This window comes from Mesorhizobium sp. M0848 (assembly GCF_040319805.1).
Taxonomy (GTDB): domain Bacteria; phylum Pseudomonadota; class Alphaproteobacteria; order Rhizobiales; family Rhizobiaceae; genus Mesorhizobium.
Genome location: NZ_JAMYOM010000011.1, coordinates 170,860 through 185,477, shown reverse-complemented (window position 1 = coordinate 185,477; position 14,618 = coordinate 170,860). Strand labels below are relative to the sequence as shown.

The 14,618-nt window shown below is 63.0% G+C and carries 11 protein-coding genes and 2 tRNA genes; 3 read left to right on the top strand and 10 right to left on the bottom strand.

Annotation, left to right across the window (positions count from 1 at the left end; genetic code table 11):
* Positions 1-5 precede the first annotated feature (5 nt).
* The 10 genes from NKH95_RS15220 to NKH95_RS15175 form a co-directional block, all read right to left on the bottom strand.
* Entirely contained in the window at positions 6-989 is a 984-nt protein-coding gene (locus NKH95_RS15220) for a lipid A biosynthesis lauroyl acyltransferase (protein WP_352891926.1), read from the bottom strand.
* Between the two features lie 13 nt (positions 990-1,002).
* The gene (locus tag NKH95_RS15215) at positions 1,003-2,031 is read right to left on the bottom strand and encodes a zinc-binding dehydrogenase (RefSeq protein ID WP_127291678.1); all 1,029 of its coding nucleotides are present in this window, start codon (positions 2,029-2,031) and stop codon (positions 1,003-1,005) included.
* Between the two features lie 37 nt (positions 2,032-2,068).
* Positions 2,069-3,340: a beta-ketoacyl-ACP synthase gene (locus NKH95_RS15210; protein WP_127291675.1), complete on the bottom strand. Its 1,272-nt coding sequence runs from the start codon at positions 3,338-3,340 to the stop codon at positions 2,069-2,071.
* Between the two features lie 51 nt (positions 3,341-3,391).
* Positions 3,392-4,582 carry a beta-ketoacyl-ACP synthase gene (locus NKH95_RS15205; RefSeq protein ID WP_128303982.1) on the bottom strand — a complete coding sequence of 397 codons (1,191 nt, stop codon included), beginning with the start codon at positions 4,580-4,582 and terminating at the stop codon, positions 3,392-3,394.
* 56 nt (positions 4,583-4,638) lie between these two features.
* A complete protein-coding gene (locus tag NKH95_RS15200) occupies positions 4,639-4,920 on the bottom strand; it encodes an acyl carrier protein (RefSeq protein WP_010909964.1) in 282 nt (93 codons plus the stop codon).
* Positions 4,921-5,151: 231 nt separating this feature from the next.
* Entirely contained in the window at positions 5,152-6,294 is a 1,143-nt protein-coding gene (locus tag NKH95_RS15195; protein ID WP_023812260.1) for a slipin family protein, read from the bottom strand.
* 352 nt (positions 6,295-6,646) lie between these two features.
* Positions 6,647-6,716: transfer RNA gene (locus NKH95_RS15190), tRNA-Asn, on the bottom strand.
* 2 nt (positions 6,717-6,718) lie between these two features.
* Positions 6,719-6,792 (bottom strand) — tRNA-OTHER (locus NKH95_RS15185).
* A 229-nt stretch (positions 6,793-7,021) separates the two neighbouring features.
* Complete coding sequence (locus tag NKH95_RS15180; RefSeq protein ID WP_023812259.1) at positions 7,022-7,570, bottom strand: histidine phosphatase family protein; 549 nt, start codon at positions 7,568-7,570, stop codon at positions 7,022-7,024.
* Positions 7,571-7,673: 103 nt separating this feature from the next.
* Positions 7,674-10,694, bottom strand: coding sequence for a caspase family protein (locus NKH95_RS15175; protein WP_352439883.1), 3,021 nt, complete (start codon positions 10,692-10,694; stop codon positions 7,674-7,676).
* A gap of 143 nt (positions 10,695-10,837) precedes the next feature.
* Here NKH95_RS15175 and NKH95_RS15170 point away from each other — a divergent pair, with 143 nt between their 5' ends.
* The 3 genes from NKH95_RS15170 (at position 10,838) to NKH95_RS15160 (ending at position 14,575) form a co-directional block, all read left to right on the top strand.
* A complete protein-coding gene (locus tag NKH95_RS15170; RefSeq protein ID WP_128303984.1) occupies positions 10,838-11,788 on the top strand; it encodes an AEC family transporter in 951 nt (316 codons plus the stop codon).
* Between the two features lie 213 nt (positions 11,789-12,001).
* Positions 12,002-13,459: an NAD-dependent succinate-semialdehyde dehydrogenase gene (locus NKH95_RS15165; RefSeq protein WP_127291661.1), complete on the top strand. Its 1,458-nt coding sequence runs from the start codon at positions 12,002-12,004 to the stop codon at positions 13,457-13,459.
* Positions 13,460-13,552: 93 nt separating this feature from the next.
* Positions 13,553-14,575 (top strand): aldose epimerase family protein, encoded by a 1,023-nt coding sequence (locus NKH95_RS15160; RefSeq protein ID WP_023812255.1) that lies wholly within the window; start codon positions 13,553-13,555, stop codon positions 14,573-14,575.
* Positions 14,576-14,618 lie beyond the last annotated feature (43 nt).

The window sequence follows — 14,618 nt, the reverse complement described above, 5'->3', positions numbered from 1 at the left end:
TCTGTTTAAGCGTTTGGGACCGCTTTTGCCTGCGAGGGCCGCTTTCGACGCCCGCCGCTGATCTCCCACCTTTTGTGGAACCACATCCACTGGCCGGGATCTTCTCGCACCCAGCGTTCGACGACATCGTTGAGACGCTGGGTGGTGGCGTGGACATCGACGCTGCCGTCAGCGGTGCGCGGCAATGTCAGCTTGTCCTCGATTTCGAGCCGGAAGCGGTTGCCTGGCAGCCTGATGCAGCGCGCCGGATAGACGTCGCAGTCATAGTGACGGGCAAGGGTGGCCAGCACCCGATTGCTCTGGCACGGACGGCCGAAGAACGTCGTATCCAGTCCATTGGAGAATTTCTGGTCGACAAGGATGCCGATGTTGCCGCCGTTCTCCAGGACCCCGGCCAAGGCGAATGAAGCACCGGCCATCGATGGCAGCAACGAGCCCATGGTCGAGCGGCGCGTCGAGAGGATGTAGTCGGCAAGATAAGGATTGTTGGGCGGCCGAAACAGCGCCGTGATGTTCATGCCGAAGGTCGCCGCCGCCACCGGCAGCAATTCGAAATTGCCGAGATGACCGGTAAAGACGATATGCGGCTTCTGTTCGCCAGCGATTTCGACGAAGTGGTCCGCTCCTTTGACCTCGATGCGGCCGGGCTTGATGGCTGTAGGGTCATAGTCGAAGAGGGCGTCGAGAAAGATGTATTCCGCGGCAAGACGGGCCATGTTGCCCCACATGTCGGAGGCGATCGCCTGGATCTCGGCTTCGCTCTTTTCCGGATAGGCCTTGCGCAGATTGTCGACGGCAACCTGATGGCGTCCCACCTGGGGGCCGACCATGCGTGCGACGCGGTCGGCGAAATTCAGCGCACTGTCGGCCGGCAGCAGGCGCAGGACCGAGATGATCATCATCGCCGCCCGCGCCACCAGCCAGTAATTGAGCTGGCGCAGTTGCCTGCCGTAACGAAATTTTAGATCCCGGCGGAACTTCTTGAACACAGAGGTCAAGGCTCTAGCCGACGCGCAGGATGATCTTGCCGAACACGTCGCGGCCTTCCATGCGCTTCAGCGCGGCATCTATACCGTCGAAGTCGACTTCGGTATCGATGACAGGTGCGACCTGTCCCGCCGCCATTTTCTGCATGGCGTTTGCCATGTTCTCCATGCGGCAGCCAAAGGAGCCAAGCAGTTTCAATTGCTGCTGGAACAGCTGCATGAGGTTGATCTGCGTCGACACGCCGGAAGTCGAACCGCAGGTCACCAGGCGGCCGCCACGCTTCAGGCACAACATCGAGGCGGCAAAAGTGTCGGCGCCGACATGTTCGAAGACGACATCGACGCCCTTCTTCTTGGTCAGCTTGCGCACGACGCCCTCGAAACGGTCGTCGCGGTAGTTGATGACATGGTCGGCGCCGAGCGCCTTGGCCTTGTCGATCTTGTCGTTGGAGCCGACCGTGGTGATGATGGTGCAGCCCATCCGCTTGGCCAGCTGGATGGCCGCCGAGCCGATGCCGGATCCGCCGGCATGGATAAGGATCGTCTCGCCGGGCTGTAGCCTGGCGTTGTCGAACAGCATGTGCTCGACCGTGCCGAAGGTGACGGGCGCGACCGCCGCGCCGATGTCGGTCACGCCGGGCGGGGCAGGGACCAGCAGGCGAGCCGGCAGGTTGATCTTCTCTTGCGCGAAACCGTCGAGATGGAAACCGTGCACACCCGAAACATGTTCACAGAGGTTGTCGCGGCCTTCGCGGCAGGCTCGGCAGAGGCCGCAGGTGCGCGCGCCGTAGATCGATACCAATTGTCCGGGCAGCAGGCTGGAAACGCCGGGGCCTACCGCCTCGACCTCGCCGGAGGCTTCGGCGCCGACGACCAGCGGCAGCTTGCGCTTGGCGAAGGCCATGCCGCGCCAGCCCCAGACGTCGATATGGTTCAGCGCCACCGCCTTGATGCGCAGCGTGACTTCGCCAAGTGCCGGCGGTGAGGGTGGCGGCAGGTCCACCGTTTCAAGACGGCGGTCCTCGATAAGTTGCAATGCGCGCATTGGGCCTGTCGGTTTCGGTCTGGCTGAAAAAGGTCGCTTAGACCGGTTCCCGCGCCATGACAAGGCAAGTGTTCTGGCCGCCGAAGCCGAAGGAGTTCGACAGAACGGTGCGAACCTCGGCATTGCGCTTCTTGTTCGGCACCACGTCCAGCACGATCGCGGGGTCGGGATTGTCATAGTTGATGGTCGGCGGAATGACGCTTTCGCGCATCGTCATCAGCGAAAAAGCTGCCTCGACCGCGCCGGCGGCCGACAGCGTGTGGCCAATCATCGACTTGTTCGACGAAACCGGCATCGAGCCGATCCGCTCGCCGAACACCGTCGACAGCGACAGATGCTCCATCTTGTCGTTTTCGGGCGTCGAAGTGCCGTGAGCGTTCACGTAGTCGATCTCGTCTTCGCTCAAGCCGGCATCGGCAAGCACAGCACGGACCGCCGCGATCGCCGGCGAAGCGTCCGGCTTCGAGCGGGTGCGGTGGAAATCGTCCGCCTTTTCGCCGCAGCCGCGCAGGATGCCAAGAATCGTGGCGCCGCGCGCCATCGCGGCTTCCAGCGATTCCAGCACGAGAGCGCCGGAGCCCTCGGCCAGCACAAAGCCGTCGCGCTCCTTGGAGAAGGGTTTTGACGCCTTTTCGGGAATGTCGTTGTGGGTCGACAGCGCCGACAGCAGCGAGAAGCGGATCAGCGCCTCGGCGGTTGCCGAACCGTCGGCGCCGATCGACAGCGCCCGGTCGCATTCGCCGCGGCGGATCGCCTCGACACCGAGCTGGATGGCGGTGGCGCCGGAAGCGCAAGCGGTCGACAGCGTGATCGGCAGCCCGCGTGTGCCGAAACGGTCGGCAAGCCGGTCGGCGATCGAGCCGAACTGCGTGGTCTCGAAAATGTCTAGTTCCTTCAATCCGCGCGCCACCCGCAGCAGCCGTTCGCCGCCGGAGTCCAGTTTGTCGGAATTGTAGAGCGCGAAGCGGTCGTGCCAGTCGAGTTCGACCGGCGGTGAAGCGAGGAAGAGAGGACCACCGAAATCACCGGAATCGAGGCCGGATTCGGCCACGGCCTCACGCGCGGCGGTTTCCGCCAGTTCATAGGTGAGGTGGCTGGAGCCCTTCGAGCTCGATGGCAGGAAGTCGACCATGCCGGAGATGCGGGTGTTGAGATGATCGACCGGAAAACGGGTGATCGGGTGGATGCCCGACTTGCCCGAGGTCAGCGCCGCCCAATTGTCGGCCTTGCCGACGCCAAGCGAGGTCACCACGCCGATGCCGGTGACGGCGACGATCGGCCTGCCCATATGATCGTTCAGATTGGCCATGCGGGAGCCCTCGAGCGTTTATCGTTGCAGCATGGATCGTGGAACACCGCCTCAGGCGGCGTTGATCAGCGCCATGCCCTCGAATTGGTGATAGCCGATCGCCGTTGCAAGGACGGTTGCGGGAACCCCTTCGAACGGCTTCTCGGCTGCGGCATCAAAAACGGGGTAGGCGGCCTTGCGATCGACGGCCAGCGCCGCCAGTGCCACGGCGAAGGGAAACTGTGCTTCCTTCATGTGCCCGGTCAGCGTCGAGAAGCCGCGCGCGGCAATCGCCGGATTGGCGTCGAGCGCTGCTTTCTCGGCGATGGTTGCCATATGGGCGCCTGACGCGCCCGACAGGGCCAGTAATTTGCCGTTCGGCATTGCAGCCTGCTTGAGCAGTGCGGCGATCTCGGTGTCGAGTTCTCCCCGTGGGCGCCTGGCGCGGCCGGAGACGACCGGCCCAAGCTCGGCATAAATCTTTCGTCCGCGGCTTGTCGCGTGTTCGCGCTGCTCCAGCACCAGGAAGGCACCGCCGGATCCAGTCACGACGCCGCCGCCCTCAGCCCCCTGTCTTTGCCAGACCGGCTTCCACGGGCCGCGATGCAAATAGCCGGCGAGTTCATAGCCGAGCAGCATGTCGGAATGTTCGGTCTGGAAGGCACCGCCGACCAGGATGTGCGTCGACTGGCCGGAGCGGATGCGCGCGGCTGCCGTCTCGACGGCGGCGACACCGGCACCTTCCTCACCCATGAAGGTTCTGGATGAGCCCGTCACCTTGTGGACGATGGAGATGTTGCCGGCGAGCAGATTGGAAAGCTGGGCCAGGAACAGTGTCGGCCGCAATTCGGTGGTCAATTTCTCGTTGAGCAGCACATCGCGGTCGTTGCGGCTTTCCGAAGCGGCGAGAATGGCGGCATCGACCGCCTCGTCGCGTTCGCCGCCGCCTGCGGCCACAACCATGTCCATGGTCGTGCAGAGTTCGTCATTGCCCTTGATGCCGGCGTCGTCCAGCGCCAGGCCTGCGGCATAGGTGCCGAGCCTCTGCCAGGTTTCCATCTGGCGCTGATCGCCGCGTTTGGCGATCTGCAGGTTCCAGTCGATCTCCGGCAATGGATGGACGGTATAGGGTGCAAAGCGCGCCGCTTCGAGCACCGGTTCCAGGCCCGGCTGCGCGAGCTTCTGCCAATGGGCGTCCGGACCTTCCCCCAGCGAGGAGACAAGGCCGATACCAGTGATGACGACGTCGCGGGGGCTGCTCATGAGCGGCTTTGTGGGTCAGGCGGCAGGGCGCGTCAAGATCACGCGCTCAACCGAAGTCAGGCGGTCTTGGCGGCAACCAGTGCGTCGATCTTGGCGCACAGGTTCTTCATGACGAAGTAATCGTCGGTCGAAGCCTTGCCGTCATTGACCTCCTGGGTCCACTTTTCCAGCGGCACCTTGATGCCGAATTCCTTGTCGATGGCAAAGACGATGTCGAGGAAATCGAGGCTGTCGATGCCGAGATCGTCGATCGTGTGGCTCTCGGGCGTAATGGTGTCGATATCGATCTCGCTGGTGTCGGCAATGATCTTGGCGACTTTGTCGAACGTGGTGGACAAGGGCTTTTCCTTCGGTTGCGGGCGGAATCTGTCCGCATCTTGTTTGGGCGCTGTCTAATCGGTTTTTCCCGGCAGGAAAAGGCCTGATACGCCGGGCGCAGATGGGAAGCCTGCTCTGTAAAGGCAAGAAGGGACGCCGGCTGACCGGCGGCCCTTCCCTTTGACGTTACGTCAGCCTTTGTCTCGATGCATGTCGTTCCCCAAAACCGGAACCACTTTGGGCGACATGCATTAGCTGTCGCGGAGCTTGACCAGGTCGTTCAGCAGCCCGCCCGTTCCGTTGTGGACGGTCAGCCGCTCGACCTTGCCGGCGATGGTTTCCAGAGCCTCAAGCTCCTTCAACCGCAGCATCACCGGGTTTTCCGCCATCACCCTGGCCGTGTTGAGGAGGGAACGCGTCGCGTTCGTCTCCTCGCGGCGACGGATGATGTTGGCCTCGGCCTGCTTTTCGGCCGACACCACCTGGTTGAGGATCTCGCGCATCTCGCCCGGCAGGATGACATCCTTGAGGGCGATATCGCTGACCTCCACCCCGATCTCGGCCATATCAGCGCGGACCTTGCCAGCGGCTTCTTCGTCGATCGTCACCTTCTTTTCAAGGATCTGATCGAGTGTCAGCGCGCCAAGGGTCTTGCGGAAGGCGTACTGCAGGGCGCGGTAAAGGGCTTCGGAGAAGTCCTTCACCATGCTCACCGCCTTGACAGGATCGACGACCCGGTATTCGGCTGCGATGTTGACGCGGATCGTCACGCGATCCTTGGTCAGCACTTCCTGCCCGGCAACGTCGAGCGACTGGCGCTTGAGGTCGACGACCTTGATCTGCACCATGCGTCCGACGTTCCAGAAGCCATGCACGCCCGCCGTCAGCGTCCTGACCAGGACACCGTCGATGAACAGCAGTCCGGCCTGACCGTCGACGACCGGGTGGACGGACATCAATTCCGCCTTCCGGGCCTGGCCGAGCCGGCGCATGACCGCCGCATCGATGGCGAGATCGACCGATGTGTCGATCAGCGTCACCTTCCACGGACCGGCATCCGTCCACAGCACGAGCTTGCGGTCCGGCGCCAGAACGGCGTGCAGATTGCCGTCACGCTCGATGATGGCGACATCCGTGCGCCCGGTGCGAACGACGGTGAAATGACGCGCGGCCACATCCGGGAGCTTGTCGAACAACGCCTTCTCGTATGCCGAAACGAATTCCGGGTTCTTCAGATCGTGCCGGGACACTTCAAGGCTGCCGCGCCGGTTGGCGAGCCAATGTTCGCCCGGCAGCAGGACAGTCTTGATCTCACCCTTGTGGAGGGTGAGGGCACGTTCGTTTTCCTTTACGAGGACGCGCTCGCGTCCAAGAACCTTGTCGAGAATTGTCATTGTTTCACTCCTGTCGGGCATGGCCACATGCGAGGCGTCAAGTCATGCGTCGATCGTTCCTTTCGTTTCTCGTTTCACATCGTCGTCTTGCGTCATCGTCCGGGCACGAATGATCCGGGGACTGGTGGCATCAATCCGTGGCGGGCCTTCGGGAGCGGATCGCGGGGCAGCGAAGCGGGCGCCGGAGGCCGAGCTTCCTTTGCCGGCGACACTGCGCCTTGATCGTCACCGCGGGCCTGGCCGCGAGCCGATGGCGAAAGACGCTTGGGATGATCCGCGCCCGAGGGCTTGGGCCATCCGTTCAGTCTTTCGCATTCCAGTCCCCTGACCGTTTTTCGGATGGCTTTTCAGGCCAATGGAGAAGGAATCGAACCTTCGACAGTCAGATTAACAATCTGATGCTCTAACCAAACTGAGCTATCCGTGGTGCAGATGAAGGGAATTGAACCCCCGACCTCCGGACCCAAATCCGGCGCTCTCCCGCTGAGCTACATCCGCGATCCCAATCCCCAAAGCGGCGCCGTATACAGGGCGGCAAAGCCGCCTGCACGGGCGGAGGCGAAAGCTCCAACCGTTGTGCTCGCTTCGGTTCTCGTGACCGGGAGCGCGCCTATAGCCCCTGCGACGGGTTGTCGCAAGCGGCATTGTCGTGGCGGATTTGCGGCTTCTTGCGGCGGTGGCATTTCGGCAACACCGCTTTCGACGTCAGCGATCGCGCGCAGGGAGCTCAGAAGGTGACGCGGCCGAGCACGCGCAGGCTATCGCCCTGCGGCTCCACGACCACGGCCTCGCCTTCGCGCGGCGAGATGCCGGTCAGCGCCACGATGTCTTCCAGATGGGTGACCATGACCAGATTGTCGGAGCCGGAATAGGCGCGGATTTCTTTCAGGATCGCCGCGATCTGCGCGGCTTTCTGCGCCTCGTCGCCCTTCAGGAGATCGAGCGGAGCAAACAGCTCCGGCTCGGCCTCGAAGGCGATGCGGGCAGTATCGAGGCAGCGGCAATAGCGGCTGGACAACACGCGCTCGATCGGTGCCGCACGGGCGGCAAACAGAGCGCCGATCTTGCTCGCCTGTTGCTTGCCACGGGCCGACAGGTTCATCTGGGTGGCGCAACTGTCGATGTCGAAATTGGCCGGGTCGGTGGTGCCGGTGACCATGGCATGGCGCAGCAGCACGACATGTCCGCCATCGCGCAGCAGCGCCCAGCCTGCATCCGTGGCGTGGGCCACGCCGGGAATAAGAAACAGGAACAACGCCAAGGCAAATCGAATCATCCGCTATCCTTCTCCGGTTCCCGGCAATGGGTTCCGGTGACGGGACATATAGGGACGGTAAAGCCAGCCGAAAGACAAGGCGCGGTCGGCGGGATGCGTAGACCTACTTCTTCGCCATCTGCTTCTTCACCAGATCGATCTTCTGGTCGGTGAGCGGGATGGGGATTGTGTAGCCGGCTTCGGTAAAGCCCTGCTTGGCGTTCTCGAAGAATTCGATCGCCTTTTGATATTCGGCCTTGCCCCCGCCATAGCTGGCTCGGTTCCAGCTGACGTCACCGAGATTGTTCTGCGCGAAGGCCCATTGCATGGGCAGGCTTTCCCTGGTGAATACCTTCAGCGTGGCCGCGAAGGCGGCCTCGGCATCACCGAGGTATTTGCCGGTGCGTTCGAGATTGCCGAGGTTGAGCAGGCTCATGCCGATGCCGTTCTGGGCGTTGGCCCAGTCGACTGGTGCCGCGTCGACGGTGAGTACTTCGAGGGCTGCTCGGCGGGCCGCTATGGACTCAAGCAGCGTCCTGGAGTCGGCATTGCTCATGCTCAGCCAGTGCAGCGTCGAGCCGAGGCCGGCCTGGGCCAGCGCCCATTGGCGGGGGTTCGTCTCGCGCTTGTACTCGCGCAACGCATCGCGGTAGGCGGCAATGGCTTCACCATAATGTTCCGGCTTGTCGGTGACGCCGCCGAGGAGCTGCAGCGTGTTGCCGAGATTGTAGTGGCTCATTGCCCAGTCGAGAGGGAATTTCCGTCTGACATAGACCTGCCGGGCCGCCCGGAAGGCCGCGGCCGACTGCTCCAGCTTGGCCGCGTCGCGGGTGCGCTGGCCAAGCGTCTGGTAGATCGAACCGAGATTGTTCTGCGCCGACGCCCAGTCCATCGGGAAACGCTGCCGGGTAAAGACCGTCAGTGCATCGTCATAGGCGGCCGCGGCCTCTTCGAGCGCGCCGGTGCCCATATCGAAACGGGCGACACCGCTCAGCGCGTTGCCGAGGTTGAGCCTGCTGGTCGCCCATGAGACGGGGAAGGTTTCACGGGTTCGCACTTCAAGCGCGGCACGGAACGCGTTGGCCGCCTCGTTTATCTTCGCCTTGTCGTTGAGCTGAATGCCGAGCGACACCAGCGTGTTGCCGAGATTGTTCTCGACCATCGCCCATTCAACCGGCGCCTTTTCGCGTGTGTATTCCTCAAGTGCCAGCCGGTAGGCCGCCTCGGCTTGCGTCAGATGTTCGCCGGCGGCCTCGCGCTCGGAAAGCGCATAGAGCGCCAGGCCGAGATTGTTCTGCGAAGCGGCCCAGTCGAGCGGGACCTTGTCGCGCGGGCGTTTTTCGAGTGTGGCGCGCATCGCCACCACCGCCTCGTTCAGGCGTTTCGGGTCGCTCTCACGTTCGCCGATCTTCAACAGCACGTTGGCCAGATTGTTCTGCGCGGCGGCCCAGTTAAGATCGTCCTTCTCGCGCTCGAACACGACAAGGGAATCGCGAAAGATCCGCGCTGCCTCTTCAAGGCGCGCGGTCTCCGTCTCTCGCTCGCCGATGGTCTGCAGCACCACCGCCATGTTGTTGCGGGTGATCGCCCAGTCGCGATTCTGTTCGTCATTGGGGATGAAGTTCAGAATGGTGCGATAGGCCTCGATGGAGTGCTGCAGCGCATCGAGATCGCCGGTGGCGTAGCCGTAGGCGTTCAACGCCTCGGCTTGCTGGTTCTTGTAGTTCCAGCGCAGCTTGTCGTCCCATTTCTCGGCCAGCGAGAAGGCCTTGGCGTAATCGCCTGCGGCGGATTTGTAGTCGAAGACCAGGCCAGAGGCATCGGCGCGCCTGGCATAGATCGCGGCATCGGCAAGACGCTTCTGCTTGACGAGATCCTCGGCTTGATCGACCGCGTCGTTGGTCTCTTCGATCCGGCCGACGGCATCGTCGAGGAATTTACGCGCCGTCACGATGGCGCCCTGGCTGATGGCCTTGTCGGCGGAGGCGACAAGCCGTTTGATCTCCGGATCGTCGGTGCGAAGCGCTGCACGCTCGGACATCATCTTCTTCAGGCGCTCGGCCTGGGCGTCGAGCACCTTTTGCAGGTCAGTCGGATCTTCCGGGATCTTTTCCGTGCCGAGCGCTTTCAGCACGCCATAAAGCGCATCAAGCGGCACGCCTTCCTGCAGCGAGGCCAGTTCCACCTGCGCCCGTTTGGGGTCGGGCAGGTCGGAAATCGTCAGCAGCAGCTGGCGCCGCTCGCCGGTGATCAGCCCGTCGTCGCCGGTCGGCTCCGCCGGCGCGACGCCGAAATAGAGCAGCCGGCGCAAGCTTTCATTGACCCAGGGGCGCTGCTTTGCCTTTGTGTCGAGATAGACCTCCTCGGTCACCATGCGCATGACCGAGCCGAACTCGGTACCCTTCATCGCCGCGAGGTGGCGCAGCAAAGCGGACGCATAAGGGCTGTTTTCGCCGGCGGCGCCATCGAGCGCTGGACGACCCGGTTCTGCGGCAAAGCCGACCACCGTACCCAGGCTCGCGTCGGCCGCCGGCGCATTGCCGAGCGCCTTCGCGCCGCGCACCGGCTCCAACCCGCCGGCGCCTATGGGCGAGGCGGAAGCGGTCGGTGAGCGCCGGACCATGGCATCCGCGGGGAATGGATTGGTGCGGCAGGCGTCGAGCAGCATGATCGTCACCGGCACTGTCTTTTTCAATGCCTCCATGACGGCCGATATCGGCACAAGGCTGGTGCCGGCATCCTTCAGCGACGGGACGTCGGCATCGACCGGAACCAGATAGTTTTCGCCGCCGGCCTCGATGCCATGACCGGAGTAGTAGATGAAGGCGACATCGGCGCCGTCGGCATCTTCGGTGAACCGCTCCAGGTCGCGCTTCAGCTTGGTGGCGTCGCGGTCGGTGACGCTGCGGGCGTCGAAGCCAAGGTCGGTCAGCATCTTGGCCATGTCGCGGGCGTCGTTGGCGGGGTTGGGCAGGGCGGCGATGTGCAGGTAATTCGACTGGCCGATGATCAGCGCCACGCCCTTAAGGCTTATTGTCTCGGCAACTGCAAGCGCGGTCGCGGCAAGGCAAAGCAGTGCGGCGATGAAAGCCGTCAGCCATGCCCGCCGCAAAAGATTAAGCTTCGAGGTTTCGACAAAGGTCATTTGTCGTTCGCATCCGCCCTGATGATCCAAGCCCTCTATAACGCTGCCAATGGACCATGATCAAATTTGGCCATGATCAAATTAGGGCATGATCAAATTCGGGCGCGATTGCGCCGCGGCCGTGGCTCGCCTATCCCTGAAAAATGTCGCCGCTCACCGAAACCGTTCTTTTCGTCTTCAGCCTCGTCGCGCTCGGCTATCTCACCGGGCTCACCGGCTATCTAAAGCCGGCCAGCGGGGACGGCATCTCCGAATTCGCCATCAACGTGGCGATGCCGCTGCTGCTGTTTCGGACGATGGTGAATTCCGATTTCCATGGCGTGGCGCCATGGTCGCTGTGGGGCGCTTACTTCACCGCGGTTGCAATGACATGGGCTGCCGGCCATCTGGTGACGACGCGAATCTTCGGGCGGGACGCACGCACAGGTATCGTCGGTGGAGTGTCGTCGTCCTTCTCGAATGTGGTGTTGCTGGGCATTCCCTTCGTTCTCGGCGTATTCGGGTCCAGCGGATTCGAAGTGCTGTCGCTGCTCGTTTCCGTGCATCTGCCGACCATGATGATGGCGTCGATCATCATGTTCGAGATATTTGGCCGCGGTGGCAGCGAGCCCGTACACCCGCTGCGCATCATCCAGAGCTTTCTGAGAAGACTGTTCACCAATCCCCTGATCATCGGCATCCTGGCCGGGCTGGCATGGCGCCTAACCGGCGCGCCGCTGCCGAACCTTGCCACACGGCTGGTCGATGCGCTGGCTGACACTGCCGGGCCAGTGGCGCTGTTCGCCATGGGCCTCAGCCTGCGCCGCTTCGGTATCTCCGGCAATGTCCGGCCGGCTCTGGCGCTTTCGGTGCTGAAATTGTTCCTGATGCCGGCTCTGGTTCTCGGTCTGGTCTGGCTGCTTGGCCTGCCGCCATTGACGGCCAAAGTGGCGGTGGTGGTGGCGGCGCTACCATCCGGCATCAATTCCTATCTCATCGCCGTGCAGTTCAACACCGGCCAGGCGCTGGCGTCGAACCAGATGACAATCGCCACGGCGAGCGCGGTTGTTACAACCGCCTTCTGGCTGACGGTGGTGCTCCACGTTTTCGGATAGATAGCCAGATGGTGCGGCCAGCGATCGGCACGGCATATGTCCGGCCTGCTCTCGCCTCGGGCTGGTCCAACCCCTATATGCCATCTTGCGATTGCTTGCGGGCCTTGCCCTCGGTAAAGAGCAGTGGCTCCGGCGTGCCGGCTTCAGTCCATGGCGCACGCTCACCGAAGATTTCACAGACCGGCCGTCAGCGCGCCGAACGGAGGATAGACCATGCTTCAGAAAACCAGCCATTTCATGCGGCAGGCCAATCTCATCAATGGCGAATGGGTGCAGGCCGACAGCGGCCAGACGGTTGACGTCAACAACCCGGCCACCGGCCTCAAGATCGGCACCGTGCCGAAGTCGGGCAAAGCCGAAACCCGCCGCGCCATCGAAGCCGCCGCGGAAGCTTTCAAGACCTGGCGCAAGACGACCGCGCTCGAGCGCTCGAAGCTGCTGCGCAAGCTGCATGACGCAATGATGGACAATCAGGACGTGCTGGCCGAACTGCTGACCATCGAACAGGGCAAGTCGCTGTTCGAATCGAAGGGCGAGATCGGCTCTGCCGCGGCCTACATATTGTGGTTCGCCGAGGAAGGCCGCCGCACCTATGGCGACGTCGTGCCGTCGCCATGGGCGGACCGCCGCATCCTGGTGACCAAGGAACCGGTCGGGGTCATCGCCGCCATCACGCCGTGGAATTTCCCGTCCTCGATGCTGGCCCGCAAGCTCGGCCCGGCGCTCGCCGCCGGCTGCACCGCAGTGGTCAAGCCGGCCTCGCAGACACCATATTCAGGCCTCGCCTGGGGTGCGCTCGCAGAGGAGGTCGGCTTCCCCAAGGGCGTCGTCAACATCCTGACCGGTTCGGCAAGCGAGATCGGCGACGAGATCTGCGCCAATCCGCTGGTGTCGAAGATCACCTTCACCGGATCGACCGAAGTCGGCAAGCTTCTCATCCAGAAGTCGTCGGTCACCGTCAAGAAAGTGTCGATGGAGCTCGGTGGCAACGCGCCGTTCATTGTCTTCGATGACGCCGACCTCGAGCGTGCGGTCGCTGGTGCGATCACCGCCAAGTATCGCAATTCCGGCCAGACCTGCGTCTGCACCAACCGCTTCCTTGTCCAGGCTGGTGTCTATGACAAGTTCGTCGAGAAGCTCGCTGCCGCCAGCAACGGGCTGAAGGTCGGCTCCGGCCTCGAGGACGGCGTGCAGCAGGGGCCGCTGATCGACGAGAAGGCGGTCGAGAAGGTCGAAGAACTGATCGCCGACGCCACATCCAAGGGCGGCAAGATCGTTGCCGGCGGCAAGCGCCATGCGCTCGGCGGTTCGTTCTTCCAGCCGACGGTCATTGCCAATGCGACGCCCAAGATGCGCTTCATGAAGGAAGAGATCTTTGGCCCGGTCGCACCGGTGTTCAAGTTCGAGACCGAAGAGGAGGCGATAGCACTCGCCAACGACACCGAATTCGGCCTCGCCTGCTATTTCTACACCGGCGATCTCGGCCGCGCCTTCCGCGTCATGGAAGGGCTGAAATACGGCATGGTCGGCGTCAATGAAGGCCTCATCACCACGCCGGAGGCGCCGTTCGGCGGCGTCAAGGAATCGGGTCTCGGCAAAGAAGGCGGACATCAGGGCATCGAGGATTATCTCGACACCAAATATGTCTGCATCGGCGGCCTCGGCCTCTGATAGGATATTCCCTGAGATGGGGAGGCCGATGGCCTGCCTGTCTCTCATGGGAAAACCAGCCGAAGTCTTCTGGATCAACTGGCATTTACGGGCATGGCGATGAAGGACGGCGAGGTTTTCGGCACGACGCAGGCAGGCGAGCCGGTGCGTCGCTTCACGATCAGGGGCGGCGGTATCACCGCCAACATCATCGGTCTGGGCGCGATCATCCAGGATCTGCGCCTGACCGGGCACGATGCGCCGCTGGTGCTTGGCTACGACAATCTGGCGGCCTACGAGACGGATACGGGCTTCTTTGGAGCGGTTGTCGGCCGCTATGCCAACCGCATCCGCGACGGCCGCTTTACCATCGCCGGCAGCCGCTACCAGACCGAGCAAAACTTCCTCGACAAGCATACGCTGCATGGCGGCTCGCAAGGCTATTCCCACAGGCCGTGGACGGTTTCGTTGCATGGCAGGGATTTCGTCACGCTGACGTTGCACGATCCCGACGGCGCGATGGGCTTTCCCGGCGCGCTCGATGTCACTTGCACCTACCGGTTGAAGATCCCCGGCACGCTCAGCGTCGAGCTGACCGCCACCTGCGAGGAGCCGACGCTGTGCAATCTGACCCAGCATTCCTATTTCAACCTGGATGATGGCGGCGCCGGCGACATTCTCGACCACAGGATGATGCTGAATGCCGGCGCCTACCTGCCGGTCGATGGCGACATGATCCCGACCGGCGTGGTCAAGCCGGTTGACGGTACGCCGTTCGATTTCCGCCAGGCGCGGCCGCTGCGCATGGAGACCGAGGGCGAACAGCTGCCCTACGACCAGAATTTCTGCCTCGCTTCGGCACGCGGGCCGCTCAAGCAGGCGGCATGGGCGCAAGGCGCCAGTTCCGGTGTCGAGATGGAGGTCTGGACCACTGAGCCGGGCGTCCAGCTCTATACCGGCCAGTACGTGACGCCGCGCACCGGGTTGGAAGGCCGCGACTACAAGGCTTTTTGCGGCTTCTGCCTGGAGCCGCAGATTTGGCCGGACGCGCCGAACCGGCCTTATTTCCCGCAGGCGACGCTGTGGCCGGGCGCGATCTACCACCACGTGACGGAATACAGATTCCGTCTGCCCTGAGGCCTGCCAATGTTCAGGTGAAGCCCGCCTGACCTGAATCGCA

What these genes read in the sequence shown, in the direction of transcription:
- NKH95_RS15215 (WP_127291678.1), bottom strand. Translation starts at nt 2,031, where the DNA reads ATGCGCGCATTGCAACTTATCGAGGACCGCCGTCTTGAAACGGTGGAC.
- NKH95_RS15205 (WP_128303982.1), bottom strand. Translation starts at nt 4,582, where the DNA reads ATGAGCAGCCCCCGCGACGTCGTCATCACTGGTATCGGCCTTGTCTCC.
- NKH95_RS15175 (WP_352439883.1), bottom strand. Translation starts at nt 10,694, where the DNA reads ATGACCTTTGTCGAAACCTCGAAGCTTAATCTTTTGCGGCGGGCATGG.
- NKH95_RS15210 (WP_127291675.1), bottom strand. Translation starts at nt 3,340, where the DNA reads ATGGCCAATCTGAACGATCATATGGGCAGGCCGATCGTCGCCGTCACC.
- NKH95_RS15165 (WP_127291661.1), top strand. Translation starts at nt 12,002, where the DNA reads ATGCTTCAGAAAACCAGCCATTTCATGCGGCAGGCCAATCTCATCAAT.
- NKH95_RS15180 (WP_023812259.1), bottom strand. Translation starts at nt 7,570, where the DNA reads ATGATTCGATTTGCCTTGGCGTTGTTCCTGTTTCTTATTCCCGGCGTG.
- NKH95_RS15170 (WP_128303984.1), top strand. Translation starts at nt 10,838, where the DNA reads ATGTCGCCGCTCACCGAAACCGTTCTTTTCGTCTTCAGCCTCGTCGCG.
- NKH95_RS15195 (WP_023812260.1), bottom strand. Translation starts at nt 6,294, where the DNA reads ATGACAATTCTCGACAAGGTTCTTGGACGCGAGCGCGTCCTCGTAAAG.
- NKH95_RS15160 (WP_023812255.1), top strand. Translation starts at nt 13,553, where the DNA reads ATGGCGATGAAGGACGGCGAGGTTTTCGGCACGACGCAGGCAGGCGAG.